Annotated in this window: 22 protein-coding genes and 1 other RNA gene; 20 read left to right on the top strand and 3 right to left on the bottom strand. The window is 59.8% G+C overall.

What is annotated here, in order from left to right:
• Positions 1–132: 132 nt before the first annotated feature.
• A complete protein-coding gene (locus GBK02_RS01210; RefSeq protein ID WP_203467964.1) occupies positions 133–1755 on the top strand; it encodes a helicase HerA-like domain-containing protein in 1623 nt (540 codons plus the stop codon).
• Between the two features lie 81 nt (positions 1756–1836).
• Positions 1837–2403, top strand: a complete 567-nt coding sequence (locus tag GBK02_RS01215) for a DUF3365 domain-containing protein (protein WP_203467965.1) — start codon at positions 1837–1839, stop codon at positions 2401–2403.
• Here GBK02_RS01215 and GBK02_RS01220 read toward each other — a convergent pair.
• Positions 2387–3289, bottom strand: coding sequence for a LysR family transcriptional regulator (locus tag GBK02_RS01220; protein WP_203467966.1), 903 nt, complete (start codon positions 3287–3289; stop codon positions 2387–2389). The two genes, GBK02_RS01215 and GBK02_RS01220, sit on opposite strands and share 17 nt — an antisense overlap.
• Positions 3290–3384: 95 nt before the next feature.
• Here GBK02_RS01220 and GBK02_RS01225 point away from each other — a divergent pair, with 95 nt between their 5' ends.
• From GBK02_RS01225 to GBK02_RS01290, 14 genes are all read left to right on the top strand, one after another.
• On the top strand, positions 3385–4290 hold the full coding sequence (locus GBK02_RS01225) for a DMT family transporter (RefSeq protein ID WP_203467967.1): 906 nt from the start codon (positions 3385–3387) through the stop codon (positions 4288–4290).
• Positions 4291–4311: 21 nt separating this feature from the next.
• Positions 4312–4701 (top strand): PTS sugar transporter subunit IIA, encoded by a 390-nt coding sequence (locus tag GBK02_RS01230; protein ID WP_203467968.1) that lies wholly within the window; start codon positions 4312–4314, stop codon positions 4699–4701.
• A gap of 2 nt (positions 4702–4703) precedes the next feature.
• Positions 4704–4973 carry an HPr family phosphocarrier protein gene (locus GBK02_RS01235; RefSeq protein WP_203467969.1) on the top strand — a complete coding sequence of 90 codons (270 nt, stop codon included), beginning with the start codon at positions 4704–4706 and terminating at the stop codon, positions 4971–4973.
• A gap of 6 nt (positions 4974–4979) precedes the next feature.
• Positions 4980–6722, top strand: a complete 1743-nt coding sequence (gene ptsP, locus GBK02_RS01240) for a phosphoenolpyruvate--protein phosphotransferase (protein ID WP_203467970.1) — start codon at positions 4980–4982, stop codon at positions 6720–6722.
• Between the two features lie 8 nt (positions 6723–6730).
• Positions 6731–7558, top strand: a complete 828-nt coding sequence (locus GBK02_RS01245) for a phosphate/phosphite/phosphonate ABC transporter substrate-binding protein (RefSeq protein ID WP_203467971.1) — start codon at positions 6731–6733, stop codon at positions 7556–7558.
• Positions 7555–9462, top strand: a complete 1908-nt coding sequence (locus tag GBK02_RS01250) for an ATP-binding protein (protein ID WP_203467972.1) — start codon at positions 7555–7557, stop codon at positions 9460–9462. The genes GBK02_RS01245 and GBK02_RS01250 overlap by 4 nt, the downstream gene beginning before the upstream one ends.
• A 156-nt stretch (positions 9463–9618) precedes the next feature.
• Positions 9619–11829 (top strand): TonB-dependent siderophore receptor, encoded by a 2211-nt coding sequence (locus GBK02_RS01255; RefSeq protein WP_203467973.1) that lies wholly within the window; start codon positions 9619–9621, stop codon positions 11827–11829.
• A gap of 191 nt (positions 11830–12020) precedes the next feature.
• Positions 12021–13205 carry an exo-alpha-sialidase gene (locus GBK02_RS01260; protein ID WP_203467974.1) on the top strand — a complete coding sequence of 395 codons (1185 nt, stop codon included), beginning with the start codon at positions 12021–12023 and terminating at the stop codon, positions 13203–13205.
• On the top strand, positions 13202–13666 hold the full coding sequence (locus GBK02_RS01265) for a TlpA disulfide reductase family protein (RefSeq protein ID WP_203467975.1): 465 nt from the start codon (positions 13202–13204) through the stop codon (positions 13664–13666). The genes GBK02_RS01260 and GBK02_RS01265 overlap by 4 nt, the downstream gene beginning before the upstream one ends.
• A 4-nt stretch (positions 13667–13670) precedes the next feature.
• Positions 13671–14339, top strand: a complete 669-nt coding sequence (locus GBK02_RS01270; RefSeq protein ID WP_203467976.1) for an energy transducer TonB — start codon at positions 13671–13673, stop codon at positions 14337–14339.
• A gap of 9 nt (positions 14340–14348) precedes the next feature.
• A complete protein-coding gene (locus GBK02_RS01275; RefSeq protein ID WP_203467977.1) occupies positions 14349–15083 on the top strand; it encodes a MotA/TolQ/ExbB proton channel family protein in 735 nt (244 codons plus the stop codon).
• 7 nt (positions 15084–15090) lie between these two features.
• Positions 15091–15507, top strand: coding sequence for a biopolymer transporter ExbD (locus GBK02_RS01280; RefSeq protein ID WP_203467978.1), 417 nt, complete (start codon positions 15091–15093; stop codon positions 15505–15507).
• Positions 15508–15563: 56 nt separating this feature from the next.
• Positions 15564–15925, top strand: a transfer-messenger RNA (tmRNA) gene (gene ssrA, locus GBK02_RS01285).
• A 186-nt stretch (positions 15926–16111) separates the two neighbouring features.
• On the top strand, positions 16112–18049 hold the full coding sequence (locus GBK02_RS01290) for a bifunctional diguanylate cyclase/phosphodiesterase (RefSeq protein WP_203467979.1): 1938 nt from the start codon (positions 16112–16114) through the stop codon (positions 18047–18049).
• Here GBK02_RS01290 and GBK02_RS01295 read toward each other — a convergent pair.
• Entirely contained in the window at positions 18046–18636 is a 591-nt protein-coding gene (locus GBK02_RS01295) for a riboflavin synthase (RefSeq protein ID WP_203467980.1), read from the bottom strand. The genes GBK02_RS01290 and GBK02_RS01295 overlap by 4 nt on opposite strands.
• A gap of 158 nt (positions 18637–18794) precedes the next feature.
• Between GBK02_RS01295 and GBK02_RS01300 the strand changes: the two genes are divergently transcribed.
• From GBK02_RS01300 to GBK02_RS01315, 4 genes are all read left to right on the top strand, one after another.
• Positions 18795–19934 carry an ABC transporter substrate-binding protein gene (locus tag GBK02_RS01300; RefSeq protein ID WP_203467981.1) on the top strand — a complete coding sequence of 380 codons (1140 nt, stop codon included), beginning with the start codon at positions 18795–18797 and terminating at the stop codon, positions 19932–19934.
• 84 nt (positions 19935–20018) lie between these two features.
• Complete coding sequence (locus GBK02_RS01305; protein WP_203467982.1) at positions 20019–21059, top strand: branched-chain amino acid ABC transporter permease; 1041 nt, start codon at positions 20019–20021, stop codon at positions 21057–21059.
• Positions 21056–22816, top strand: coding sequence for an ATP-binding cassette domain-containing protein (locus tag GBK02_RS01310; protein ID WP_203467983.1), 1761 nt, complete (start codon positions 21056–21058; stop codon positions 22814–22816). Before GBK02_RS01305 ends, GBK02_RS01310 begins: the two co-directional genes overlap by 4 nt.
• Before the next feature lie 3 nt (positions 22817–22819).
• Positions 22820–23581, top strand: coding sequence for an ABC transporter ATP-binding protein (locus GBK02_RS01315; protein ID WP_203467984.1), 762 nt, complete (start codon positions 22820–22822; stop codon positions 23579–23581).
• 21 nt (positions 23582–23602) lie between these two features.
• On the opposite strand, the gene GBK02_RS01320 is transcribed toward GBK02_RS01315, so the two are convergent.
• The gene (locus GBK02_RS01320; protein WP_203467985.1) at positions 23603–25288 is read right to left on the bottom strand and encodes a tetratricopeptide repeat protein; all 1686 of its coding nucleotides are present in this window, start codon (positions 25286–25288) and stop codon (positions 23603–23605) included.
• Between the last annotated feature and the right edge of the window lies 1 nt (position 25289).

Consider the following 25289-nt stretch of genomic DNA (forward strand, 5'->3'; position numbering starts at 1 on the left):
AATTTTAACCGCAGCCGGCAGTCTCGTCAGTCGATGTTCGAATTTCCAGCTGACGCTGATTACGCTCTTTCACATTTCACCCCGCCAAGCGTTGCTAGAATGCCGGATACCTATCCAGTGGAAGCTCGCGCCATGTCCGAACCGCTTTACCTCGCCAAATCCGAAGACGGCTACCCGGCATTGCTGCCGCAGATGGCCAACCGCCACGGCCTGATCACCGGCGCCACCGGCACCGGCAAGACGGTCACCCTGCAATCGATCGCCGAACGCCTGTCCTTTGCCGGCGTTCCCGTCTTCATGGCCGACGTCAAAGGCGATCTTTCCGGCATGGGCGCGCCCGGCGTCGTCACGCCGAAGCTGGAAGCCCGGCTCAAGGATCTCGGCCTCGAAGGTTTCCAGCCTTACGCCAACCCGGTCGCCTTCTGGGATGTTTTCGGCCAGGGCGGCGTACCGGTTCGCGCCACCATTTCCGACATGGGCCCGCTGCTCCTCGCCCGCCTTCTCAACCTGAACGACACGCAAACCGGCGTGCTGCAACTGGTCTTCAAGATCGCCGACGATCAAGGCCTGTTGCTGCTCGATCTCAAGGATTTGCGCGCCATGGTCCAGCACGTGGGTGACAACGCCAAGGAATTCACCACCGAATACGGCAACGTTTCGTCAGCCTCGATCGGCGCCATCCAGCGCGGCCTGCTGACGCTGGAAGAGCAGGGCGGCGACCAGTTCTTCGGCGAACCGATGCTCGACATCAACGACCTGATGAAGCTCGATGAAAACGGGCGCGGCGTGATCAACGTGCTCTCGGCCGAAAAGCTCGTCCAGGCCCCGGCGCTTTACTCGACCTTCCTGCTCTGGCTGCTCGCCGAATTGTTCGAGCAACTGCCGGAAGCCGGCGATCTCGACAAACCCAAGCTCGTCTTCTTCTTCGACGAAGCCCACCTGCTGTTCACCGATGCCCCGCAGGCCCTGACCGACAAGGTCGAACAGGTGGTCCGGCTGATTCGCTCGAAGGGCGTCGGCGTCTATTTCGTCACCCAGAATCCGCTCGACGTGCCGGAGAAAATCCTCGGCCAGCTCGGCAACCGCGTCCAGCACGCCTTGCGCGCTTTCACGCCGCGCGACCAGAAGGCCGTCCAGGCCGCAGCCCAGACCATGCGGGCCAACCCGAAATTCGATGCAGCCACCGTCATCACCGAACTCGGCGTCGGCGAAGCACTGGTTTCCTTCCTCGACGAAAAAGGCCGCCCGACGGTGGTCGACCGCAGCATCATCTTTCCGCCCGCTTCCCGCCTCGGCCCGCTCAGCGCCGACGAACGCAAGGCGATGATCCAGGCGTCACCGATGCTCGCCACTTACGGCACCACGGTCGACCGCGAATCGGCCTACGAAATACTGCGCGGCAAGCCGGCCACAAAGCAAGCGGCTCCCGGCGCCATTCCGGCCCCGCCCCCCGGCCAGCCGGGCGGCCTTAACGCCAATGATTGGGGCAATCACGGCGGCCAGCAAGCCCAGCCACGCCCGGCGCCCCAGGCTCGCCAGCCCGAAGTCGCCGCACAGGAATCCGGCGGCGGCATTCTCGACAGCATCGGCGAAATGCTCGGCGGCAGCACCGGACCGCGGGGCGGCAAGCGCGAAGGCATGATCGAAGCGGCCGCCAAGAGCGCCGCCCGCGGCATGGCCGGCACCGTTGGCCGTGAAATCGGCAAGCAGATCCTGCGCGGCGTACTCGGCTCGATTCTCGGCGGTCGTCGCTGAGCGCTGGCACTGACAAATCGCACACCATGCAGCAGGAAGAGGGAATAAAATAAGAGTTTGCTTATTTTATCCGGAGCCCCAATGAAAACTTTCATGCCTCTCGCCCTGCTGCTGGCAGCCATGCCGGTGCTGGCCCAGGACATCGCCACGCTGACCGCCGATACCAAAAAAACCGTGCTGCCCGTTGTCCCCAAGGTAGTCAGTGCAATGCAGGAGGCGGTCGCTGAAAAAGGCGTCGCCGGGGCGATTCCCGTCTGCAAGGAGCAGGCACCGGCGCTGATCAAGGAAAAACGTCAGGAAACCAGCTGGGATATTCGCCGGGTCAGCCTGAAGACGCGCAACGCCGAGCGCAGCACGCCGGATTTGTGGGAAGTCCGGCAACTGGCCGACTTCAACATCCGTGCCGCCAACGGCGAAAAACCGGAAACGCTGGAAAAGAGCGAAATCGTCAACATCGACGGCAAACCGGTCTTCCGCTACATCAAGGCCCTGCCGGTCGGCGACGTTTGCCTCAAGTGCCACGGCCCGGTTGAACAATTCGAGGCCGGTTTGAAGACCAAACTCGGCGAGAGCTATCCACACGACCAGGCGACCGGCTACGCCAAGGGCGAAGTGCGCGGTGCGCTGACCGTCAAACGACCGTTGTAAGCGCCTGCCTGCCCTTGTCGGCCAGATGGTCGAACAGGGCAGCTGCCGCCGGGCTGAGTGCGGCGCGCGAACGAACGCACAATTGCAGATCGCGCGGCGCCCAGTCGTCGGCGATTTTTACCGTTTTCAAGCCGTCGACCGCGACAATCGACGAGTGCGGCAACAAACCGATGCCGACACCCGCCGCCACCATGCGGCAAATGGCATTGAAGCTGCGTACCTGGATGCGCACATCAAGGCTGCCACCCAACTGGGCCGCGGCATTCATCATGAAAGTATGAATCGCACTGCCGGCATGCAGGCAGACAAAAGGCTGGTCGAGCACCTCGGCAAAATCGACGATCTGGCGAGCCGCCAACGGATGCCCGGCCGGCACCACCAGGGCCAGACGATCGCGCCGGTAAGGCTGCGAATCCAGGCTGCCCGGCCCGCGCTCCGCGGCCACCACCCCGATTTCAACCTGCCCGGCGGCCACCGCCTGAATGATCGCCGGACTGGGCTGCTCTTCGAGGCTGACCCGGATGCGCGGATGCTCACGCAGAAAATCGCCGAGATCTTCGGGCAAAAAACAGTTGATCGCATTGGTGTTGGCAAACACCGTGACCTGGCTGTTCAAGCCGCTGGCGTAGGGCGCCAGATCGGCATGCATTTGTTCCAGCTGGGCGAATACCTGACGGGCATGCCGCAACAGCGACTCACCCGCCAACGTCGGGGTCAGGCCACGATGGTGACGGGCAAACAGCGGCACGCCGAGCGCCGCTTCAAGCTGGGTCAGGCGATGGCTGGCCGAAGAGGGCGCCAGATGAACCCTTGCGGCCGCCCGGGTCAGGCTGCCACTGTCGGCAATCGCGGCAACCAGGCGCAAATCAGGAAGATCGTAATACATGGTTTCGTCCAGAACGAATGCTTGCTTTGAATATTACCAATTGCCAAGCCACCTGGTGACGTATTCAATGGGCTATCCACTCCAACTCGACGAACATGACTTTGAAAAAATCGAACGCCTGGCAAAATAGTTCTGCCACCGGTGCCGCCCTGGCCCTGCTTGCCGCACTCGGTTTTTCGATGAAGGCCATCTTCGTCAAACTGGCCTATCCGTATGGCGTCGATGCCGTCACCCTGCTGGCGCTGCGCATGGGTTTTGCGCTGCCGGTCTTTCTCTGGGTCGGCCTGGCCGAGCAACGCAGCGGCGCCCAATTGTCGCACCAGGACTGGGGCCGGCTTTTCCTGCTCGGCTGTTGCGGCTATTACGGTGCAAGCATCCTCGACTTCTGGGGCTTGCAGTACATTTCGGCCGGACTGGAGCGCCTGATCCTGTTCACCTACCCGACGCTGACCATCCTGATCGGCATTTTCTTCCAGGGCAAACCCTTCACCCGCCGCGAAGCGATTGCCATCGTCTTCTGCTATTGCGGCATCGGTTTTGCCTTCATGCATGATCTCGATTTCGGCGATGCCCGCAATGTCTGGCTCGGCGGCGCCCTTGTCTTCGGTTCCAGCGTTTCCTACGCCATCTATCTCTCGGGCAGCGCCCCGATGATCACGCGGATCGGCGCCATGCGCTTTGCCGCCATCGCCACGCTAATGTCGTCGGCCGTCACCTTGGTACACTTCGCCCTGTCACATCCGCTCAGCGCCTTCATCCAGCCATTGCCGGTATACGGCTGGGGACTGGCGATGGCCTTGTTCGCCACGATCATCCCGGTATTCGCCCAAACGGCGGCAATCAAGCGGCTCGGCGCCGGCCATGCCTCGCTGATCACGATGATCGGACCATTACTCACCATCGGCTTTGGCTGGTGGCTGCTCGACGAGCAAATTTCCTTCGCCCAGGTGGCCGGAGCCGGCCTGGTTGTCGGCGGTATCCTGATCGCCAGCCGACGCTGAAAGGGCGGTAGAATCCGACGCATGATCGGAATTCTACTCATCACCCATGGCAGCTATGGCGAGGCACTCGTCCAGAACGCCTGCCACGTGCTCAACAAGCGCCCGATCCAGCTCAACCAGCTGGGCGTGGCCGCTCAGGATGACCCGCTCGACCTCCTGCCACTGGCTCAACAAATGCTCGCCCTGGTTGATACCGGCGAAGGTGCGGTCGTCCTGACCGACATTTTTGGTGCCAGCCCGGCCAATCTCGCCCTGAAACTACTGGAACCGGGGCGCGTCGAAGGCATCGCCGGGGTTAATCTGCCGATGCTGCTACGCGCCTTGACCTACCGCGAAAAAGGCATGGAAACCTTGCTCACCCGAGCCATCGGCGGCGGCCGCGATGGCGTTTTCAACATGCAGGACCACTAGACATGCAGACCAGAGAAACTGAAATCATCAATAAACTGGGCCTGCACGCCCGCGCCTCGGCCAAGCTGACCCAGCTGGCCGGCAAATACAAGAGCGAAGTCTGGATGACCAAAGGCACGCGACGAATCAACGCCAAGAGCATCATGGGGGTGATGATGCTGGCGGCTGGCAAGGGCTCGAAAGTGACTGTCGAGACCGACGGCCCGGATGAGGCTGAGGCGATGGATGCGCTGCTTGCGCTGATCGCCGATTATTTCGGCGAAGGGGAGTAAGCGACCATGAGCTTCACCCTGCACGGTCTCGGTGTCTCCAGCGGCATCGCCATCGGGCGGGCCATGCTGATGTCGCATGCGACGCTCGAAGTGTCGCACCTGACCATTGCCCCGCGCATGGTCGACAAGGAAATCGCCCGTTTCGAGGCAGCCATGAAGGCCGTCAAGGGCGAACTCGAACTGATGAAGGAAACGACCGAGCACGCCCCGGCCGAGCTTGCCGCCTTCATCGACATCCACACCATGTTCCTTGAAGACCCGGAACTGGTCGACAAGCCGCGCGAGATCATCCGCGAGCGGCGCTGCAACGCCGAATGGGCGCTGGTCCAGCAGATGGAGCACCTGGTCGGGCAATTCGAGCAATTCGACGATCCCTACCTGCGCGAACGCAAGTTCGACGTCGTCCAGGTCGTCGAGCGCGTCATCAAGGAACTGCTTGGCCACCCCGGCCGGGCGGTGATGAAAACGGCCAAGGGCGTCAAGGAAGAGCAACTGATCGTCGTTGCCCACGATCTCTCACCGGCCGACGTCATCGCCTTCAAGGATCACCGCTTCTCCTCCTTCATCACCGATGTCGGCGGCTCGACTTCGCATACGGCAATTCTCGCCCGCAGCATGGCGATTCCGTCGATTGTCGGCCTTGAAACGGCGCGTTCGCTGATCCGCGATGGCGAGCAGATCATCGTCGATGGCACGCGCGGCGTCGTCATCGTCAATCCGGACCCGCGCGTGCTGGAGGAATACCAGCTCCGCAAGAACCAGATCGAGCTGGAACGCTCCAAGCTCAAGCGCCTGAAGACGGCCAGGTCGCAGACGATTGACGCGGTCGACGTGCAACTTTTTGCCAATATCGAATTGCCCGGCGATGTGCCGATTGCGCTGGAGGCTGGTGCCGAAGGGGTCGGCCTGTTCCGTACCGAATTCCTCTTCCTCGACCGCGGCGACATGCCCGACGAGCGCGAGCAATACGAAGCCTACAAAAAAGTGGTCAAGGGCATGGCCGGCCGACCAGTCACCATCCGCACCTTCGACCTCGGCAACGACAAGGATCTGCGCCCCGGCAACAACACCAACGATCGCGTTCACACCAACCCGGCCCTCGGCCGGCGCGCCATCCGCCTGTCGCTGGCCGAGCCGCGCATGTTCCAGATCCAGCTGCGTGCCATCCTGCGTGCCTCGAAATACGGCCCGATCAAACTGCTCATCCCGATGCTGGCGCACGCCCATGAAATCGACCAGACGCTGGCCGCGCTGGAGCAGGCCAAATCCAGCCTGCGTGGCGAAAAGGTCGCTTTCGACGAAAACATCCAGGTTGGCGGGATGATCGAGATTCCTGCCGCCGCATTGGCCGTCGGCCTGTTCCTGCGCCGCCTCGACTTCCTGTCGATCGGCACCAACGACCTGATCCAGTACACACTGGCCATCGACCGTTCCGATGAACAGGTCGCCAATCTTTACGACCCGCTGCATCCTGCCGTACTGATGCTCCTGGCCCACACGCTGTCGATGGCGGAAAAGGTCAACATTCCGGTCTCCGTTTGCGGTGAAGTCGCCGGTGATCCGCAATTCACCCGCCTGCTGCTCGGCATGGGCCTGCGCATTTTCTCGATGCACCCATCGCAGATTCTTGAAGTGAAGAATCGCGTACTCAAAGCCGATGTCAGCGAACTCGCCCCCACGGTCCGCCGGATGCTGCGCCTCGATGAACCGGGAAAACTGCGCGAGGCACTCGATAAGCTGAACGCCTGAGAAACCTGATGCTGAAATCCGCACTCATCCGCCTGTTCGCCATTGGGGCCCTGTGCTTTGCATGGGGCGCAGCGGCAGAGTCGCCGGTTTTCAAGCTGGGGGTTGCGCCACACACCAGCGCCCGGGTCATTCTGGAAATGTATCAGCCACTGCGCCAGCAGCTTGAGCGCGACTTGGGCATGCCCGTCGAAGTCCAGACAGCGCCGGATTTTACCGAGTTCGGCCGGCGCGCCCTGAATCAGGATTACGACCTGGCAATCACGACAGGCCACCAGGCCCGTCTTTACCAGACCGACGCCGGCTACCTGCCGCTGGCAACCTACAAGGCCGATTTCAAGGCCGTTGCACTGGTTGCACGCAACAGCCCTTTTCGCGGCCCGGCAGATCTGAAAGGTTCAACGGTCCTCGGACTCTCACCATCCTCCCTGGTGACCTTGTGGGGGCAGCACTGGATGAAAATCAACGGCGTCCAGGAAACCAGCATGCGTTATGTTTCAGCGGCCGACAGCGTCAGCCAGCAAGTCCTCGCCGGCGACGCCAGCCTGGCCTTTACCTCGCTGGCCAATTTTCAAAAACTGCCGGTCGAACAACAGGCTGCCTTGCGCATCCTGGCCGAAAGCGACTCGCTGCTTGGCCGGGTTTACATGCTCAACAAACGCTGGGCCCAGCAATTCGGCAAATTCGAGCAGGCACTGGTCAATTTTGCCAACTCACCGGCAGGAAAAAAATACCTCAGCCAGAACAAGCTTGAGGCTTACCGCAAGCTTCGCCCCAAGGAGCTTGAAACGATGGAACCCTACGCCGTCGAAACCCGTCAGTTGATCAAGGCCCGATGAGACGTTCATTCCTGCCGCGCTCGGTGCGCGGTCGTCTTCTGGTCGTCGCCATTCTGGTCGAAGCGCTGATGTTGACCGTGCTCGTCGCCAACAGCCTGCGGCTGCTGGCCGACAATATGGGGATGCAGGCACAACGCCATGCCGAGCAGATTGCCCCGGTGCTGATCGCCGCCATCGTCGCACCGCTTGCCCAGCACGACTATGCCACCGTCCAGGCCGTTCTCGACGAAAGCAGGGCGGCCAGCGGCATCAGCTATCTGGCTGTCACCGACAAGGCCGGTCGTCGAATAGCCAGCAGCGGCTGGTCCAAAAGTTCGGACTTGCCGCCACCGGACCCCAGCTTCCAGCTTTTTGCCGCCAAGGATGGCAATCCACGTTACGACATTCAGGTGCCGGTCACGGCCTATGGCCAGAAAATGGGAACGCTGCATGTCGGACTCGATCTTTCGCAGATCCTTCAGGCACACGCGCAACTTTTCCAGCAAGGCGTCGGCATCGCGCTGCTCGAAATTTTATTTTCGGCCGGACTGATCGGCCTGATCGGCTACCTGATGACGCGCCATCTGAGTACGCTGACCGAGGCCAGCGAAGCGGTTGCTGCCGGCAATCTGACGCCGCCACCGGTGCCTGAAGGCGATGACGACATCGGCCATCTTGGCCGGGCATTCAATGCCATGTCGCGCGCCATCGCCGAGCGGATCAGGGAACTGACCGAAGCCCGCGACAAGGAAACCGAACTGGCCAAGGCGGCCGAAGCTGGCGCCCAGGCCAAGACCCGTTTCCTGGCGACCATGAGCCATGAAATCCGGACACCGATGAATGGCATTCTCGGCATGACGGATTTGGCCCTGGCCACTGAGTTGACCGCGGAACAACGCGAATATCTCACCTGGGTCAAGGTATCGGGTGAAAGCCTGCTGCGCGTTCTCAATGACGTACTCGATTTTTCCAAGATCGATGCTGGCCAGCTCAGCTTGGAACATATCCCGATCTCCTTGCCGGATTTGCTCGACAGCGTCCTCGGCATTTACTCGTTACAAGCCAGCGACAAGAAGCTGAAGCTCAGCTGGCACGCTGCGGAGAGCGTTCCCCGCGAGGTCATCGGCGACCCGGTCCGCCTGCGCCAGATTCTGACCAACCTGATCTCGAATGCCCTGAAATTCACCGAGCAGGGTGGCGTACACATCGAGTTGTCAGCCACGCCCGGCCCGGTGGCCGAGAAAGTTCGACTCAACTTCATCGTCAGCGATACCGGCATCGGCATTCCCAGCGACAAGCAGGAAATGATTTTCTCGCCCTTCTCGCAAGCCGAAAGCTCGACTACCCGGAAATACGGCGGCACCGGCCTCGGCTTGTCGATCGTCATGCGCCTGATCGAGATGATGGATGGCACGCTCTCGGTAGACAGCCAGCCGGGGCAAGGCAGCCATTTCAGGTTCAGCATCGACTATCTGCGCACAGCCATGCCAGCCACGACAACGGCCATATCCGCCAGCCCTTCGCTGGAGACCGGCCCCAACCTGAAAGGGCGACGCATCCTGCTGGTCGAAGATACGCCGGTCAACCAAAAACTCGCCACCATGTTGCTCGGCAAGCAGGGCTGTCTCGTCACGCTGGCCGAAGACGGGCTGCAGGCGGTTGACGCCGTAAACAGCCAAACCTTCGATCTCGTCCTGATGGATCTGCAAATGCCGAATATGGACGGCATTGAAGCCACGCAACTGATCCGCACCAGGGAAGCCAACGAGTCGCTACCACGCCTGCCGATCATTGCCCTGACCGCCAATGTGCTGGCTGCCGACCGCGAACAATGCATGCGGGCCGGCATGGATGATTTCATCAGCAAGCCCTTCAAGGCAGATGAAATGCTTCGCGTACTCAGGGCCCACAGCCCCGCCGGCTGAATCTTTGACCTGCCGCGGTCGACCGCGGCAAACCCGCCAAAACCAGTTTTTGGCATGCACTGTACTGGTGCGCGACAATTTGTCACATTCCGCACGTCTTCACGAAAGCGGAGAATCGGCCCCCGTTTAAAGATCAAAATAAACAGGGAGAGCACAATGGTTTCACGTTTACGTCCGCTGGTTGCCGCCATGGCAGTCGCGTTCTCGACAACTGCAGCCTGGCAAGTCCAGGCTCAAACAAGCCCCGAAACACAGACGCTGGATAGCGTGGTTGTCAATGCAGGCCGCATCAAGGGAGCCGATGCAGCAACCGACAAGATGGACAGCAAAGATATTTCACCGCTGCGCGCCGCAACCAGCGACACCGCAACCCTGCTCCGGGATGTGCCGGGCGTGAACATTTCAGGTGCAGGTGGCGTTTCCGGCCTGCCGGTGATTCACGGACTGGCCGACGACAGAATTCGCATCAAGGTGGATGGCATGGATCTGATTTCCGCCTGCGCCAATCACATGAACTCCCCTTTGTCATATATCGACCCGAACAATGTCGAGCAGATTCGCGTATTTGCCGGCATCACGCCAGTCAGCGTGGGTGGAGACAGCATTGGCGGCACGATTCTGGTGAATTCAGCCGCCCCGAAATTTGCCAAGGCGGGTGAAAAAATGCTGGTCGGTGGCCAGCTCGGTTCATTTTACCGCTCCAACGGCAATGCCATTGGCGGCAATGCATCAGCCACGGTTGCAACAGAGAACCTGAGTGTCAGCTACAACGGTTCGACCGCACAGTCCGACAATTACAAATCGGCCAAGGACTTCAAACCCGCAGGCCAGGCTGCCTGGGGCAAGGGCTGGCTGCAGGGCAACGAAGTCGGTTCGTCGTCCTATCGTGCTGAAAACCATGCGCTGGGCGTCGCACTCAAGCATGAGAACCACTTGCTCGACCTCAAGCTCGGCTATCAGCACATTCCCTATCAGGGCTATCCGAATCAGCACATGGACATGACTGACAACGAGAGCACGCAAGTCAATCTGCGCTACACCGGCGTATTTGACTGGGGCAAGCTGGAAACCCGCCTGTATAACGAGCGCACCAGCCACAAGATGAACTTCGGTGACGAAAAGCTCTACTGGTTTGGCGCAAGTCGCAACGTTGCCGGCATGCCGATGGAAACCGAGGGTAAAAATACCGGGGTACAGATCAAGGCCGACATCAATCTCTCGGCCCGCGATACCTTGCGGGTCGGCAGTGAATACCAGCGCTACCGGCTGAGCGACTGGTGGGCTCCGGTCGCCAATTCGGCCATGATGTCGCCCAACACTTTCTGGAACATCAACGACGGGCAACGCGACCGCTTCGATGTATTCGCCGAATGGGAGGCACAATGGACCAGCCAGTGGCAAAGCCTGGTCGGTCTCCGGAGCAGTACGGTGACCATGAATACCGGTTCGGTTCAAGGTTACAACGGGATGTATAACGCATCGAATTTCAATGCCAGCGACCGCAAACGCAGCGATGACAACATTGATCTGACCGCCCTGGCCCGCTATGTGGCCAACGCCTCCCAGACCTACGAAGGCGGCTACGCCCGCAAAACCCGCTCACCCAGCCTCTACGAACGCTATACCTGGTCAAACAACGGCATGGCGCTGGCCATGAACAACTGGGTGAACGATGGCAACGGTTATGTCGGGAATCTCACCCTGAAACCCGAGGTTGCCCACACCCTGAGCTTCACGGCCGACTGGCACGATGCCGCCAAGGAAAGCTGGGGGCTCAAGGTCACGCCGTACTTCACCTACGTCAAGGATTACATTGACGCCACTTGTCTGAGCGCCCCCTGCCGCTCCGACCGCTTTGTCAGCCTGACGCTGGTCAATCAGGATGCCCGCCTGTTCGGGGCCGACATCTCAGGTTTCATGCCCGTGGTCAAAGCCAGCAGCATCGGTAGCGTCACGGCCCGCGGCGTGCTGGGCTATGTGGACGGCAAGAACCTGAGCACCGGCGACAACCTTTACAACATCATGCCGCTCAACGCCAAACTGGCACTGGAGCATCGGATTGGCAACTGGACGAATACCATCGAAGAGCAACTGGTCAGCGGCAAACATCAGGTTTCGGCTGTCCGCAATGAAATCAAGACCAAAGGTTACGGTCTGCTGAACTTGCGGAGCAGCTACGAGTGGAAGCAGGTCCGCCTTGATCTTGGCCTTGATAATGCCCTGAACCAGCAATATGCAGCCCCGCTTGGCGGCGCTTATATCGGCCAGGGATCGACCATGTCACTGAACGGGACAGGCGCACCCTACGGCATCGCAGTTCCGGGTATGGGACGTTCGCTCTATGCCGGTGTGAATGTGAAGTTCTAAACCTTCGATACCGAGCAAAGCCCCGGGCTTTCCCCGGGGCTTTTTTATGGGAGAACATGCAAGGCAGCCGGGGATGAATCAACAGGTGCGACAATTTGCCGCATTCCTGAGATTGACTGAAAACCTTATTATCCGACACCTAAATCATTGTTAAATAAACATTTTTGACCAAAGTCAATTAGGCAAACCTGATGAATGTTCTGCTACTCGCCTTGGGCGCCTGCCTGTTTTCCAGCGTCACGCTGGCTGATGAACATGCTGCTCATAGCACCACTCAAAGCAATTCAGCCAGAAAGTGGCTAGCTCGTCAGGAACAAGCCCCACGCCTCGCCGTCGCAGCAAGTTTTGATGATCATGGCCGACTTTGGTTGGCCCGGGCCGTTGGCCGGCATTTACAAATTAGTCACTCGGATGATGCCGGTGAAAATTTTTCAAGCCCGGTCACGGTCAACGAAGTCCCCGAGCTGATCGCTGCCGACGGTCAAAGTCGGCCGCAGATTGCCGTTGTCGGGCAAAAAATCTATCTCAACTGGACGCAAGTCCTGCCCGAACCCTTTGCCGGTCATATCCGCTTTGCGGTATCGAACAATGTCGGCCAGAGTTTTTCGCCCCCCGTCACGGTCAACGATAATCAGGAAGCAATTACCCACCGTTTCAATGCCATGCTGGCCGACGCAAAGAACATCACCATCGCCTGGATCGACAAACGTGATGGCAGCGGCAAAGCCGATTACCGTGGAGCGGCAATCTATACCGCCCAATCTCATGACGGCGGCCAGACTTTTACCGCCAATCGCAAGCAAGCCGATCACTCCTGTGAATGCTGCCGATTGGGCATGGCCAGCGACAAGGACGGGACAGCCCTGATTTTCTGGCGACAGATTTTCGGCCGCAACATTCGTGATTTTGCACTGGCCCGTCTCGATGAACCGTTGATGCGAGCCACGGAAGATGGCTGGGCCATAGACGCCTGCCCGCATCACGGTGGCACTCTGGCTGTAGACCGGGATGCTATCCGGCATCTGGCATGGTTCACCGGTGCCGAGAAATCCCCCGGACTGTATTACCGGCGGATCGACGGGAAAACGCCCTCGAAACCCATGCCTTTTGGCAATATTGACGCCCAGGCCAGCCATCCAGCGATCGCCACGCAAAATGGCAACGTGCATCTGGTATGGCGAGAGTTTGATGGCAAGTACACTCGTATTTTGGGTATGTATTCGACTAATCAAGGAAAAGCATGGTCCGCCCCGAAGGAGCTCTCCAGCACCGAAGGCGCTGCCGATGATCCGCTACTGATTCAGGGACGCGGCGCTATCTGGCTGGTATGGAACACTGCCAGGCAAGGGGTCGCCGTGAAGCAGGTCAGTCCATGAAATACCTTGTCGCAATACTGGGTCTGCTCAGCAGCCTCGCCCAGGCAGACGTTCAGCCCTTCACCTCAGGCAGCCTCAAAAAAATCCAGGATGAGCGAACCGGTCGACCATTCATCCTCGCCCTCTGGTCAGCCAGTTGCACCCACTGTCCGGAAGAACTGCGCATGCTCGGTCAGTGGGTAAAGAAGTATCCGCGAACCGATATTGTCCTGATCTCAACGGACTCTCCTGCCGAATCCGAAGAGCTGAGCAAATTGGTTCAAAACTACGGTTTATCGAGCAAACAGCAATGGGTTTTTGCCGATCCTCAACCAGAAAAACTGCGCTTCGAGATTGATCGGCGCTGGTATGGCGAGTTGCCACGCACCTATTTTTTTGACGCTCAGCATCGGCGCCTTGCGACCTCTGGACTGATCCCGCACGAACAGCTCGAGCGCTGGATCAAGGACCACGTAAAATAGACCGATGTCAGACAGTCAGCCCCTGTTCTCCACACCGGAAATTCCTGCCAAGCAGCCTGCCCGGCGCTTGATTGAATTACTGCTCGTCGTTGGTATTCACGCCGTACTGCTCGGGCTCATCGTCACGACGACGCTGCGTCCGGAATTCCAGCAATCGCTCGCGACATTGAGCGTCAAAATCATCGAACTGGCACCGCCGAAAACTGAAGCGCCCCAACCGCCTCCGGTCAAACCAACGGCAGCACCACGTCCAAAGACGCAAATCGCCCCCCCACCGGTCATGGTTGCCGCCACATCAACCCCGAGTTCAAGCAATTTCAGTGTTGCACCGCAGGCTCCACCCAGACCGGTCGAAACCGTTCCAACGCCCCCGGCGCCGCCGGCACCGATTGTTGCCGCGCGCTTTGATGCTGCTTACCTGCAAAACCCCAAGCCGGTATACCCCACCATGTCACGTCGCCTCGGCGAAGAGGGCCGCGTCATACTCAAGGTCAAGGTAAGTCCGCAGGGACTGCCATTGACTATCGAAATCAAGCAATCGAGCAATTTCAGCCGGCTCGATGAAGCTGCCCGGTCGGCCGTCGAGCTCTGGCGTTTCGTACCGGCCAAGCAAGGCAATGAAACCATCGAAGCATGGGTCCTCGTGCCCTTGCTGTTTTCACTGGATAGTTAAGGAAAAACAATGCAAAGAGACATGGGACTGGCGCATTTTTGGGCGCAAGGTGACCTGATCACACACTCGGTCGCAATCCTGTTACTGCTGCTCTCCGTTGCCAGTTGGTATGTCATGGCCGGCAAGGCTTACGGAATGTGGCTTTCACGTCGTTGTCACGGACGTGCCCTGGCTGCATTCTGGGGCGCACCAACGCTCCCAAGTGCCATTGAAGCAATCAACACGGAAGACAAGACAGGCATTCTGGCCAGTTTGGCCATTGCCGGAGCCAATGCTGCTGAATTACACAGGCGGCATGCTGATCGCGGCATCGGAGCCGGCGTCAGCGCCAGCGAATTCGTCACCCGCTCCATCCGCAGCCAGATCGTCGAAGCACAGGCCAAAATCGAATCCGGCCTGACTTTTCTCGCTTCGGTCGGGTCGACCGCGCCATTCATCGGTCTATTCGGTACGGTCTGGGGGATTTATCACGCCTTGGTCGGATTATCCGGGGCAACCCAGGTTGTTCTCGACAAGGTAGCCGGTCCGGTTGGCGAAGCGCTGATCATGACTGCCGCCGGCCTTTTTGTCGCCATCCCGGCCGTCCTCGCCTATAACGCTTTTACGCGTGGCAACCGCTTGGCCATGGCCCGTCTCGACGGCTTCGCCCATGACCTGCATGCCTACCTGACGACCGGCCTGCGCGGCCAGCCAGGCGACAAGCTGATCGACCTCGACGCCGTGCGCGCCAACCGTAACGCCTGAGAAAATCATGTCTTTTGGCTCTTTCGAAAACGGCAGCAATACCCAGCCAATGGCCGAGATCAATACGACACCACTGGTTGATGTGATGCTCGTACTGCTGGTTATTTTCATCATTACTGCACCGCTTTTCCATCAAGCCGTTCCGATTGACCTGCCGCAAGTCAATGCCAGCAAACTCGATGACAAACCACGGGTTATCTCGGTTGCGATTGATGGTAGCGGCAAGGTTTATCTGGATGGCAGCCTGATGGACAAAGCCGGCATGTCAGCCCATTTCTCGCAGCTAACGACACAAAACCAGCAACCCGAATTGCACTTGCGCGCCGACCGTACAACACGTTATGACAAAGTGACCGAAGTCCTGGCCGAAGCGCAGAAAGCCGGCATCGTCAAAATAGCCTTCGTGACGGAACCGGCGCGATAGCGTAAAATCCGGAACTTGTTGAGCGGCAGCCGTGTCTCATGGTTGCCGTAAAAAATGGGGGCGACCTGGCTTCGACGTGGGTTGCGAATCAGAACAGTGCATACCGAGGGCCAGTCACCTCGTAAATCCATCTGGAAACTTTACAAACGCCAACGACGAACAATTCGCACTGGCCGCTTAACGCGGCTGGCGCTGCACCGGCTCTCCGATGGGCCGGACCAGGCAACTGGACGCAGTGTCACTTACATCGGATAAGGGTTGGCGATGCCGCGTAGCCATCCTCGAAAATCAAGTGGATCGCCTGAAGTGAGCCTGTTCGGCCGGCGCACCAGGGTTAAAACCAATTGACCGGAATAAGTATGTAGATCTGCCTGTGTAGGACTTGCGGACGGGGGTTCGATCCCCCCCGCCTCCACCAAATTCCAGGGCCCGGTTATCCGGGCCCTTTTCTTTTGGTATCAACGCCTTTTCAACTCACCTCACACACCCAAAGACGCACTAAAATCATAAATTCGGCTACTGAGCAGCGATCTCCAGAAACTTTTTCTCCGCCGTCGGCTCCGACGCTCATCGCTTCGAACCATCCCCGCCAGGTCCCTGTCCATTGAATCCCAACCAAGACACGCAACTCGTACGCCAGATCGGTCGCCTGAGTAATGCGCTGGCGCTGGCGATTGCCTTGTTGCCGGCACTGACTTGCGGATTGGCCAGCTACCCATGGTTTTCTCCTCAAGGACCCGAACCGGAAAGCGCATTCATATTCCGAATCTTATCCAGCCTGCTGCTCGGCGGGCTGCTTGGCGCCGCACTCCGCACTCCTCTACAAAAAGCGCTGCTCAAGCCAAGTCTTCAGGCGCAGGAGAATTTGCGCCAGCGCGAAGCCCACTGGATCAAAGTACTTAAATACCAGCCCGGCGGGATCATGCTGTTCGGCGTAGACGGCCAGAACCGGTTCATCAATCGCAGCGCGATTGCGATGTTTGGTTTGCTCGATAGCGACACCCGACAAATCAACGATTGGTGGGCCGTAGTTTTACCGGACCAGTTTCAGCGCCAGCGCGCACAAGCACTCTGGCTGGCCCTGATCGACATGCCCACCGAGCAGACAGAGCCACTGGGACCATCCGAGTTTTGCATTCGACGCCGGGATGGCCGTACTTTGACGCTTGATGTCCTGGCGACCAGGATGGGCGATGAAATCCTTTTCCTGATCACCGATGTCACGGAACGTCAGCAAGCGCTGCGCAACCAGCAGGAATCGCTCTCCCGCTTCGAGGCAACCATGGAGGGATCGGCCGACGGTATTCTGGTGGCCGACCTGAATGGCCGCATCACCAGCACCAACCGCCGATTGGTCGATCTCTGGCGCATGCCCTTCGAGTTGATCAATGAGAAACAGAGTGCGACGCTTTTTGCCTTCATCGGCGAGCAAACAACAGCACCGGCCGATTTCGGGCTGGAGGTAACGCGCCTGGCCGGAGAACCGATGGCCTTCTCCCACACGGTCGTTCACCTCAAGGATGGCCGGGTCATCGAACGCAGTTCAAATCCGCAGATTCTTGATGGGCGACCGATCGGCCGGGTCTGGACTTTCCGCGAGCAAACCGAGCGCTGGTATGCCGAGCAGGCTTTGCGTCAAGCCCACGAATTCAATCGCTCGGTCGTCTCGGTATTGGCCGAGGGCGTTCTTGTGGTCGGGCTGGACTACCGGATCATCAGTTGCAACCAGGCCGCGCAAACCATCTTCGGCGCCAGCAAGGAGCATCTTGTCGGCAACCTGATTCATCCCTGGGCCGGGGGCAATGTTCTCCACTCCGACGGCACGCTGATGCCGCCGGACAATTTCCCGGTCATGCGCGCCCTGCAAAGCGGTGAATCGCAACACGACCAGATCGTCGGCCTGCAGCCCCATGGCCGCGACAGCATTCAGTGGCTGACGATCAATGCATCCGCCATCGTCGATGCCGACAACGGCCAGATCACGGCCGCCGTCACATCCTTGCGAGACATCACCAGCCTGCGCGAAAACCAGCGCCAACTTGAGGAATTGGCCTATTACGACCCGCTGACCGCGCTACCCAACCGGACCTTGCTGACCGACCGCCTGACCCTGGCGCTAGCGCAAGCACGCCGACGCAACCAGTTGCTCGCCGTTTGCTACCTTGATCTTGACGACTTCAAACCGGTCAACGACACCTACGGCCACAAGGCTGGCGATGCCGTCCTGATTGAGATTGCGCAACGCATCAAGGCCACGCTGCGCGATGTCGACACGGTTTGCCGACTGGGTGGCGACGAGTTCGTCATTTTGCTGGCGGAGGTCCACACCTGCACCATGGCCCGTGAAATCCTGGCTCGGACACTGGACAGCATCGGCATGCCCTGCCAACTGGCGGATGATGTCCAAGTCACCGTGTCCGGCAGTATCGGTGTCGCTCTTTACCCGCCAGACGCGGCGGATGCCGATCAACTGATCCGCCTGGCCGACCAGGCGATGTATCGCGCCAAGCAGGCCGGACGAAATCGCGTCGAATTCTTTTAAGCGGCGCCGCTCAGCATGCGCTCGACGTAGCGGGCGATCAGATCGATTTCCAGATTGACCCGGCTGCCCGGCACCAGATGCTTCAGTGTCGTGCTTTCCAGCGTGTGGGGGATCAGGTTGATGGTGAAAACGTCACCCTCTACTTCATTGGTCGTCAGGCTGGTCCCGTTGATCGTGATCGATCCTTTGCGTGCAATATATTTTGCCAGTTCATGCGGCGCACGAATTTCAAGCAGGCGATTGTCGCCGACCGGATCGAAGCGCAGCACTTCACCAACACCATCGACGTGACCTGAAACCAGATGGCCGCCCAGACGGTCAGCCAGGCGCAGCGCCTTCTCCATATTGATTTCGCCCGGTGCATCAAGACCGACCGTACAGGAAAAGGTCTCCGGCGAGACGTCGACCGCGAAAGTATTGCCCTCGTTGGCAACCACGGTCAGGCAAACGCCGTTGCAGGCAATCGAATCGCCCAGCGCGACGTCATCCAGCCCCAGACTGCCAGCGTCGATGTGCAGGCGGAAACCCGCTTCACGCGGCGTCAGGGAAGTAATGCGGCCAACCGCCGCGATGATTCCAGAAAACATTGGCAGAACCCGTTTTTGCTCAAAACGCTGACTTTATCATGCCGGATTGATGCGACAAGGGATAGAAACCCCCATTTCATCCCACTTTCCACCGCACGCTCAGGGCCGGCTGTGCATGGTAGACTCCGTTCTTTCCGCCTTTTTTCCGGGAGACATAGATGTACAAGAAACTGACGCTGGCTGTTCTGACCGCACTGTCCACCATGGCTCTGGCCGACATCAATGTCGGTGTTTCACTCTCGGCGACAGGCCCGGCCGCCTCACTCGGCATTCCGGAAAAGAACACCATTGCGCTGCTGCCGACGACAATCGGTGGCCAGAAGGTCAATTACATCGTGCTCGACGATGCCACCGACCCGACCGCCGCGACCAAGAACATCAAGAAACTGATCGGCGAGAACAAGGTCGATGTCGTGATCGGCTCGACCACCACGCCAAATTCGCTGGCCATGATGGATGTCGCGGTCGACAACGAAACACCGCTGATTTCGATGGCTGGCTCGGCCATCGTCGTCGAACCGATGGATGCCAAGCGCCAGTGGGTGTTCAAGACCGCCCAGAACGACGCCCACATGGCGACCGCGCTGGTTCAGCACATGACCGACAAGAATGTCCAGACCGTCGCTTTCATCGGTTTTGCCGATGCCTACGGCGAAGGCTGGTTCAAGGAGTTCGCCAAGATTGCCGAAGCTCGCAAGCTCAAGGTCGTCGCCAGCGAGCGCTTCCAGCGCAACGACACCTCGGTGACCGGCCAGATTCTCAAGATCATGGCCGCCAAGCCGGATGCCGTACTGGTCGGCGGTGCCGGCACGCCGGCTGCGCTGCCCCAGAAGGCGCTCAAGGAAAAAGGCTACAAGGGCCTGATCTACCAGACCCACGGCGTCGCCAACAACGACTTCCTGCGCGTCGGTGGCAAGGATGTCGAAGGCGCCTTCCTGCCGGTCGGCCCGATGGTTGTTGCCGGCCAGTTGCCGAATGACAATCCGGTCAAGAAATCGGCCATGGAATACGTTGCCAAGTACGAAACCGTGCATGGCAAGGGCAGCGTCAGCTCCTTCGGCGGCCACGCCTGGGATGCCGGCGTACTGCTGCAAAGCGCCATTCCGGTTGCATTGAAGAAAGCCCAGCCGGGCACCAAGGAATTCCGCAAGGCACTGCGCGATGCACTGGAAAACAGCAAGAACCTGGCCGGCGCCCACGGCATCTTCAACACGTCCGCAAACGATCACCAGGGTTTTGACCAGCGCGCCCGCGTCATGGTCACGATTGAAAACAACGCCTGGAAACTCATCAAGTAAGTAACAATCTGCCGCCACCAGGGCTCACCCGCCAGCCGGGTACGAGCCACTGGTCGGCGCTGCGGTCTCACACTCTCCGGTAGCATGGACCTTCAAATCCTCCTTCTTCTCGGCCAGGATGGCATCACCAATGGTGCCATCTATGCGCTGCTGGCTCTGGCCCTGGTGCTGGTCTTCACGGTCACCCGCATCATCTTTATTCCACAGGGCGAATTTGTTGCCTACGGTGCACTGACTCTGGCCAGCCTGCAGGCCGGCAAGGTGCCGGGCACCGTCTGGCTGCTGCTCGTTCTCGGCTGCCTTGTCGCCTTGCTGGATGGCATCGCACTGGTTCGTGAAGGCCGCTACCGCAAACTGCCACCGCTGCTGATTGCCAACATCGGTGTGCCCTTGTTGTGTGCGGCGGGATTGTTCGCCATACCGCCGACCGAACTGCCGCTCTGGATTCAGGTAGTCGTTTCGATGCTGCTGGTCGTGCCGCTCGGCCCGATGATCTACCGCGTCGCCTATCAGCCGCTAGCCGGCGCCTCGGTGCTGGTGCTGCTGATTGTGTCGGTTGCAGTCCACGTTGCCATGATCGGCCTGGGCCTGCTTTTCTTCGGCGCGGAAGGTTCGCGCACGCCGGCCTTCACCGACCTCAGCTTCGAGCTGGCTGGCGCACCGCTGCAAGGCCAGACCATCCTCGTTGTCGTCGCCTCCGCCGTATTGATCATCGGCCTCTATTTCTTCTTCGAACGGACGATTTACGGCAAGGCGCTGCGCGCCACGGCGATGAACCGGACCGGCGCCCGCCTGATGGGCATTCCGCCCATCCTCGCCGGCAAACTGTGTTTCACGCTGGCGGCTGCGATCGGTGTCTTCTCCGGCATCCTGATCGCGCCGATCACGACCATTTACTACGACTCCGGCTTCCTGATCGGCCTAAAAGGCTTTGTCGGGGCAATCATCGGTGGCCTGGCCTCGTACCCGATTGCCGCGCTCGGCGCCATTCTGGTCGGCCTGCTTGAATCGTATTCCTCGTTTTACGCCAGCGCCTTCAAGGAAGTCATCGTGTTTACGCTGATCATCCCGGTGCTGCTCTGGCGCTCGCTGACCTCAACCCACGTCGAGGAGGAGGAAGAATGATGCGCCATCTGCCGATCGCCCTCTTCGTCGCTCTGCTCGGCATCAGTCCGCTGCTGCTGCCCGAGTTTCACGTCACGCTGCTCAATTACATCGGGCTTTACGCCATCGTTGCCGTCGGTCTGGTGCTGCTGACCGGCGTCGGCGGACTGACTTCGTTCGGCCAGGCGGCCTTTGTCGGCCTCGGTGCCTACACAACCGCCTGGTTGACCACGGTCTACGGCCTGTCGCCCTGGTTGACCCTGCTGATCGGTCTAGCCATCACCGCATCGGTGGCACTTTTCCTCGGCTTCATCACCTTGCGCATGGGCGGCCACTATCTGCCGCTCGGCACCATCGCCTGGGGCATGAGCCTGTATTTCCTGTTCGGCAATGTCGAATTCCTCGGTGGCCATACCGGCATCACCGGCATTCCGACCATCCAGCTGTTCGGCTGGGAGCTGAAATCGGGCCGTGAATTTTTCTACCTGATCTGGCTGGTCGTACTGCTCGCCATCCTGACCATCCGCAATCTGCTCGACTCGCGTCAGGGCCGCGCCATCCGCGCACTCAAGGGCGGCACGGTGATGGCCGAGGCGATGGGCGTCAACACGCCGCAAGCCAAGATCGTGATTTTCCTGATCGCCGCTTTGCTGGCCAGTATTTCCGGCTGGCTCTACGCCCACCTGCAACGCTTCGTCAATCCGACACCATTTTCGCTGACCCAGGGCATCGAATACCTGTTCATGGCGGTGGTCGGCGGCATCGGCCATGTCTGGGGTGCCGTACTCGGCGCCGGCCTGATCACCATCCTCAAACAGTGGCTGCAGGATCTGCTGCCGCAACTGCTCGGCCAAAGCGGCAATTTCGAGATCATCGTCTTCGGCATCGCCATGGTGCTCATTTTGCAGCGGGCGCGCGATGGCATCTGGCCGCTGATTCTCAAGCTGGTACCGGAACGCCGCATCAAGCATGCCGTACCACAAGCCGAAGCCATGCCACGGCGCCAATTGGCCGAGGGCGGCACGCTGCTGCTCGAAGCCACCGAGGTGACCAAGCGCTTCGGCGGACTGGTCGCCAACAACCAGTTGTCGCTGACCGTCAAGGCCGGTGAAGTCATGGCACTGATCGGCCCGAACGGCGCCGGCAAGAGCACAATGTTCAACTGCATTTCCGCGGTCAACCCGGCCAGCGAAGGCAAAATCGAGTTCCTTGGCGAGTCGACCGCAAGCATGCTGTCGCGCGACATTGCCCGACGCGGCATGAGCCGGACTTTCCAGCATGTCCGCCTGCTCGGCCAGATGACAGTGCTCGAAAATGTTGCCATCGGCGCCCATCTGCGTGGCAGCAAGGGGGTTCTGGCCGCCGCCTTGCGCCTCGATCGTGCCGAAGAAAACCGCCTGCTGGCCGAAGCCGCCCGCCAGATCGAACGCGTCGGCCTGGCCGAGCACATGTTCGAACCGGCCGGCAGTCTCGCCCTTGGCCAGCAGCGCATCGTCGAAATTGCCCGCGCGCTGTGTTCCGACCCCTGCCTGCTGCTACTCGACGAGCCGGCGGCCGGCCTGCGCTATCGTGAAAAACAGGCATTGGCCGAACTGCTCGGCAAACTGCGCAGCGAAGGCATGGGCATCTTGCTGGTCGAACACGACATGGATTTCGTCATGGGCTTGGCCGATCGCATCGTCGTCATGGAGTTCGGCGAAAAAATCGCCGAGGGCCTGCCGGAAGAAATTCAGCGCAACCCGAAGGTGCTCGAAGCCTACCTCGGCGGCGTGGAGTAAATCATGACCAAGCACCCGCATTTGCACGACCACGAAATCATCCTCGAAGTGAAGGATTTGCGCGTCGCCTACGGCAAGGTCGAAGCCTTGCACCAGGTTAGCCTGACCATCCGGCGCGGCGAAATCGTCACCGTCATCGGCCCGAACGGCGCCGGCAAGACGACCTTGCTTTCAGCGCTGATGGGCTTGCTGCCGGCCGATGGCGAGATCGTCTACATGGGCCACGCCCAGGGCCGCGAGCGCCAGGTCGAAACCCTGGTTCGCCAGGGCATGACGCTGGTCCCGGAAAAACGCGAGCTGTTCTCCGAAATGAGTGTCGAGGACAACCTGGTACTCGGCGCCTTCGACCGCTACCGCACCGGCCACCGCGACCACATGGAAACGATGGACGAGGTTTTCGAACTTTTCCCGCGCCTGGAAGAGCGCCGCAACCAGCTGGCCGGCACTTTATCCGGCGGCGAACGCCAGATGCTGGCGATGGGCCGTGCGTTGATGGCCAAGCCGAAACTGCTGATGCTCGATGAACCCAGCCTCGGCCTGGCACCGCTGATCATCAAGGAAATTTTCCGGATCATCGCCGAGCTGAAAAAAACCGGTGTCGCCATCCTGCTGGTCGAGCAAAATGCCCGTGCTGCACTGCAGATCGCCGATTACGGCTATGTGCTGGAAACCGGCGAAGTCTCGCTGGCCGGCCCGAGCAAAGAGCTGGCCGCCGATCCACGGGTGATCGAAGCCTACCTCGGACTCGGGCAAAAACAGCACTGAACCCGAGTCGACCGCGACAAGCTAGGCTTCCGGCACGACCCCGTTCTTGCGCGCGACAGAAACGTAGAGTTCGCGGGCTGAAGCCACTTTCTGGCTCTTGCGGTCCTTGCGCTGGGCGCGTTGCAAATAGACGACGCCCTTGGCGGCCAGATCGGTATCCCAGCCTTTCTGGTCAAGCAGCGTAAAAATGGCCTTGGCGGCATTGACCAGGAATTGCAGGTTGGGAACCTGCTCGGCAGCCTGAATCAGCAACTGCACAGCGCCATCCAGATCGCCGCTACGCGCCGCCAACACACCCTTGTTGTTGAGCTCGATGATTTCCTTGCCAACCTGATCGAGCAAGGCCTTGCCGGCATCCGGTTGACCGGTTTTTTCGAAAACGCTGGTGATTTGTTCGGTCAGATGCGGATCTTCGTGATTCTCCGCCGCGACCTGACGCATCAATTTCTGGGCCGCCTCCTGCTTTCCCGTGGCAAAACAGGCATGCGCCAGGTCGACCGCCAGCCGCTGGGAAACATGCCGGCCCTTTTCTGCAGCCTCGGCGCTGACCTGCTGTTGCAGCGCCAGCGCCTTGTCGACCAGTTCCTTGGCTTTTTCAGCTGACCCTTCGGCTTCAAGACAAAGGCTTTCGGTCACCAGCACCGCCAACTCGCCCTGCTTGTCGCCCCGCCACTCACGCTTCATCTCGGCCGCCAGCTTGCGCGAGCCATCGATTTCGCCGCGCTCGACCAGCACGCGCGACAGGTTGGCGAAATCATCGACAGTGCGCAGCGTCGATCCCTTGCTGCGCTGAATCACCTTGCCATACGCCTTTTCAGCCGAGAGAAAATCCTTGTTGCGCACCGCTACATCACCAACCAGACGCTGACGCACGGTGTTGTGCGGTGAGGCATCGGCCGCCCGCTGCAAGGCTTGCTGCGCCGAATCCAGACGCCCTTGGGCCTCGTGCACCGAGGCCAGGAAATCATAGGCTGAAAGATATTCCGGTGTTTCCTGAGTCACCTGCTCGGCCAGTTGCTCAGCTTCATCGAGTGCACCACGATCACGCAGGGCAGTCGCCAGTCCCATCTTGGCCCACGGCACCACCCGCCCTTCGAGCACATGACGAAAAACTTCCTCGGCTTCACGCGTCTTGCCCAGCGAATGCAGCAACTCACCCTTGAAACGCAAGGCGTCGTACATGAAGGCAGGTTGCTGTTGGATGACGCGGTCGCAGGCAGCGATGGCTTCCTGCAAGGCACCCCGTTCGATCTGCTCGTAAATCTTGCGCAGGATGTGTTTTTTGTAGATTGCCTTGACCAGCCGGGCCTGTAACTGCTCGGCGGTAAATGGCTTGATCAGATAGTCATCCGGCGCCAACTCAGCCAGTGCAACAACATTGGTGTAACCGCGTTCGCTGGTGATGATCAGATAAACCGTCGACAGCGGAATCAGGTGCGCGTGGCGCAGTTCCTCAAGCAGTTGCTGGCCGTCACGGCCGTCATCGAGGACGAAATCCGAAAGAATGATATCGAAACGGTTGGCCTTGACCTGGCGGATCACCTCGGCCGAATTACCCGCCCCATGCACCGCCGTCACGCCCAGCGCCGAAAGCATCAGGCGCATGGAATCGCGTGCCGGAGAATGGCGATCAACGATCAGAACCCGTTTTTTTGTCAGTGACTGCTGTAAAACCAGCAGCATCTCGTCGTTATCAAGGGTGGCCATG

The organism is Dechloromonas sp. TW-R-39-2 (assembly GCF_016864195.1).
Taxonomy (GTDB): Bacteria; Pseudomonadota; Gammaproteobacteria; order Burkholderiales; family Rhodocyclaceae; genus Azonexus.

Bases quoted from the DNA above. Each gene is read 5' to 3' on its own strand.
- GBK02_RS01210 (WP_203467964.1), top strand. From the start codon at position 133: ATGTCCGAACCGCTTTACCTCGCCAAATCCGAAGACGGCTACCCGGCA.
- GBK02_RS01215 (WP_203467965.1), top strand. From the start codon at position 1,837: ATGAAAACTTTCATGCCTCTCGCCCTGCTGCTGGCAGCCATGCCGGTG.
- GBK02_RS01220 (WP_203467966.1), bottom strand. From the start codon at position 3,289: ATGTATTACGATCTTCCTGATTTGCGCCTGGTTGCCGCGATTGCCGAC.
- GBK02_RS01225 (WP_203467967.1), top strand. From the start codon at position 3,385: ATGACTTTGAAAAAATCGAACGCCTGGCAAAATAGTTCTGCCACCGGT.
- GBK02_RS01230 (WP_203467968.1), top strand. From the start codon at position 4,312: ATGATCGGAATTCTACTCATCACCCATGGCAGCTATGGCGAGGCACTC.
- GBK02_RS01235 (WP_203467969.1), top strand. From the start codon at position 4,704: ATGCAGACCAGAGAAACTGAAATCATCAATAAACTGGGCCTGCACGCC.
- ptsP (WP_203467970.1), top strand. From the start codon at position 4,980: ATGAGCTTCACCCTGCACGGTCTCGGTGTCTCCAGCGGCATCGCCATC.
- GBK02_RS01245 (WP_203467971.1), top strand. From the start codon at position 6,731: ATGCTGAAATCCGCACTCATCCGCCTGTTCGCCATTGGGGCCCTGTGC.
- GBK02_RS01250 (WP_203467972.1), top strand. From the start codon at position 7,555: ATGAGACGTTCATTCCTGCCGCGCTCGGTGCGCGGTCGTCTTCTGGTC.
- GBK02_RS01255 (WP_203467973.1), top strand. From the start codon at position 9,619: ATGGTTTCACGTTTACGTCCGCTGGTTGCCGCCATGGCAGTCGCGTTC.
- GBK02_RS01260 (WP_203467974.1), top strand. From the start codon at position 12,021: ATGAATGTTCTGCTACTCGCCTTGGGCGCCTGCCTGTTTTCCAGCGTC.
- GBK02_RS01265 (WP_203467975.1), top strand. From the start codon at position 13,202: ATGAAATACCTTGTCGCAATACTGGGTCTGCTCAGCAGCCTCGCCCAG.
- GBK02_RS01270 (WP_203467976.1), top strand. From the start codon at position 13,671: ATGTCAGACAGTCAGCCCCTGTTCTCCACACCGGAAATTCCTGCCAAG.
- GBK02_RS01275 (WP_203467977.1), top strand. From the start codon at position 14,349: ATGCAAAGAGACATGGGACTGGCGCATTTTTGGGCGCAAGGTGACCTG.
- GBK02_RS01280 (WP_203467978.1), top strand. From the start codon at position 15,091: ATGTCTTTTGGCTCTTTCGAAAACGGCAGCAATACCCAGCCAATGGCC.
- GBK02_RS01295 (WP_203467980.1), bottom strand. From the start codon at position 18,636: ATGTTTTCTGGAATCATCGCGGCGGTTGGCCGCATTACTTCCCTGACG.
- GBK02_RS01300 (WP_203467981.1), top strand. From the start codon at position 18,795: ATGTACAAGAAACTGACGCTGGCTGTTCTGACCGCACTGTCCACCATG.
- GBK02_RS01305 (WP_203467982.1), top strand. From the start codon at position 20,019: ATGGACCTTCAAATCCTCCTTCTTCTCGGCCAGGATGGCATCACCAAT.
- GBK02_RS01310 (WP_203467983.1), top strand. From the start codon at position 21,056: ATGATGCGCCATCTGCCGATCGCCCTCTTCGTCGCTCTGCTCGGCATC.
- GBK02_RS01315 (WP_203467984.1), top strand. From the start codon at position 22,820: ATGACCAAGCACCCGCATTTGCACGACCACGAAATCATCCTCGAAGTG.
- GBK02_RS01320 (WP_203467985.1), bottom strand. From the start codon at position 25,288: ATGGCCACCCTTGATAACGACGAGATGCTGCTGGTTTTACAGCAGTCA.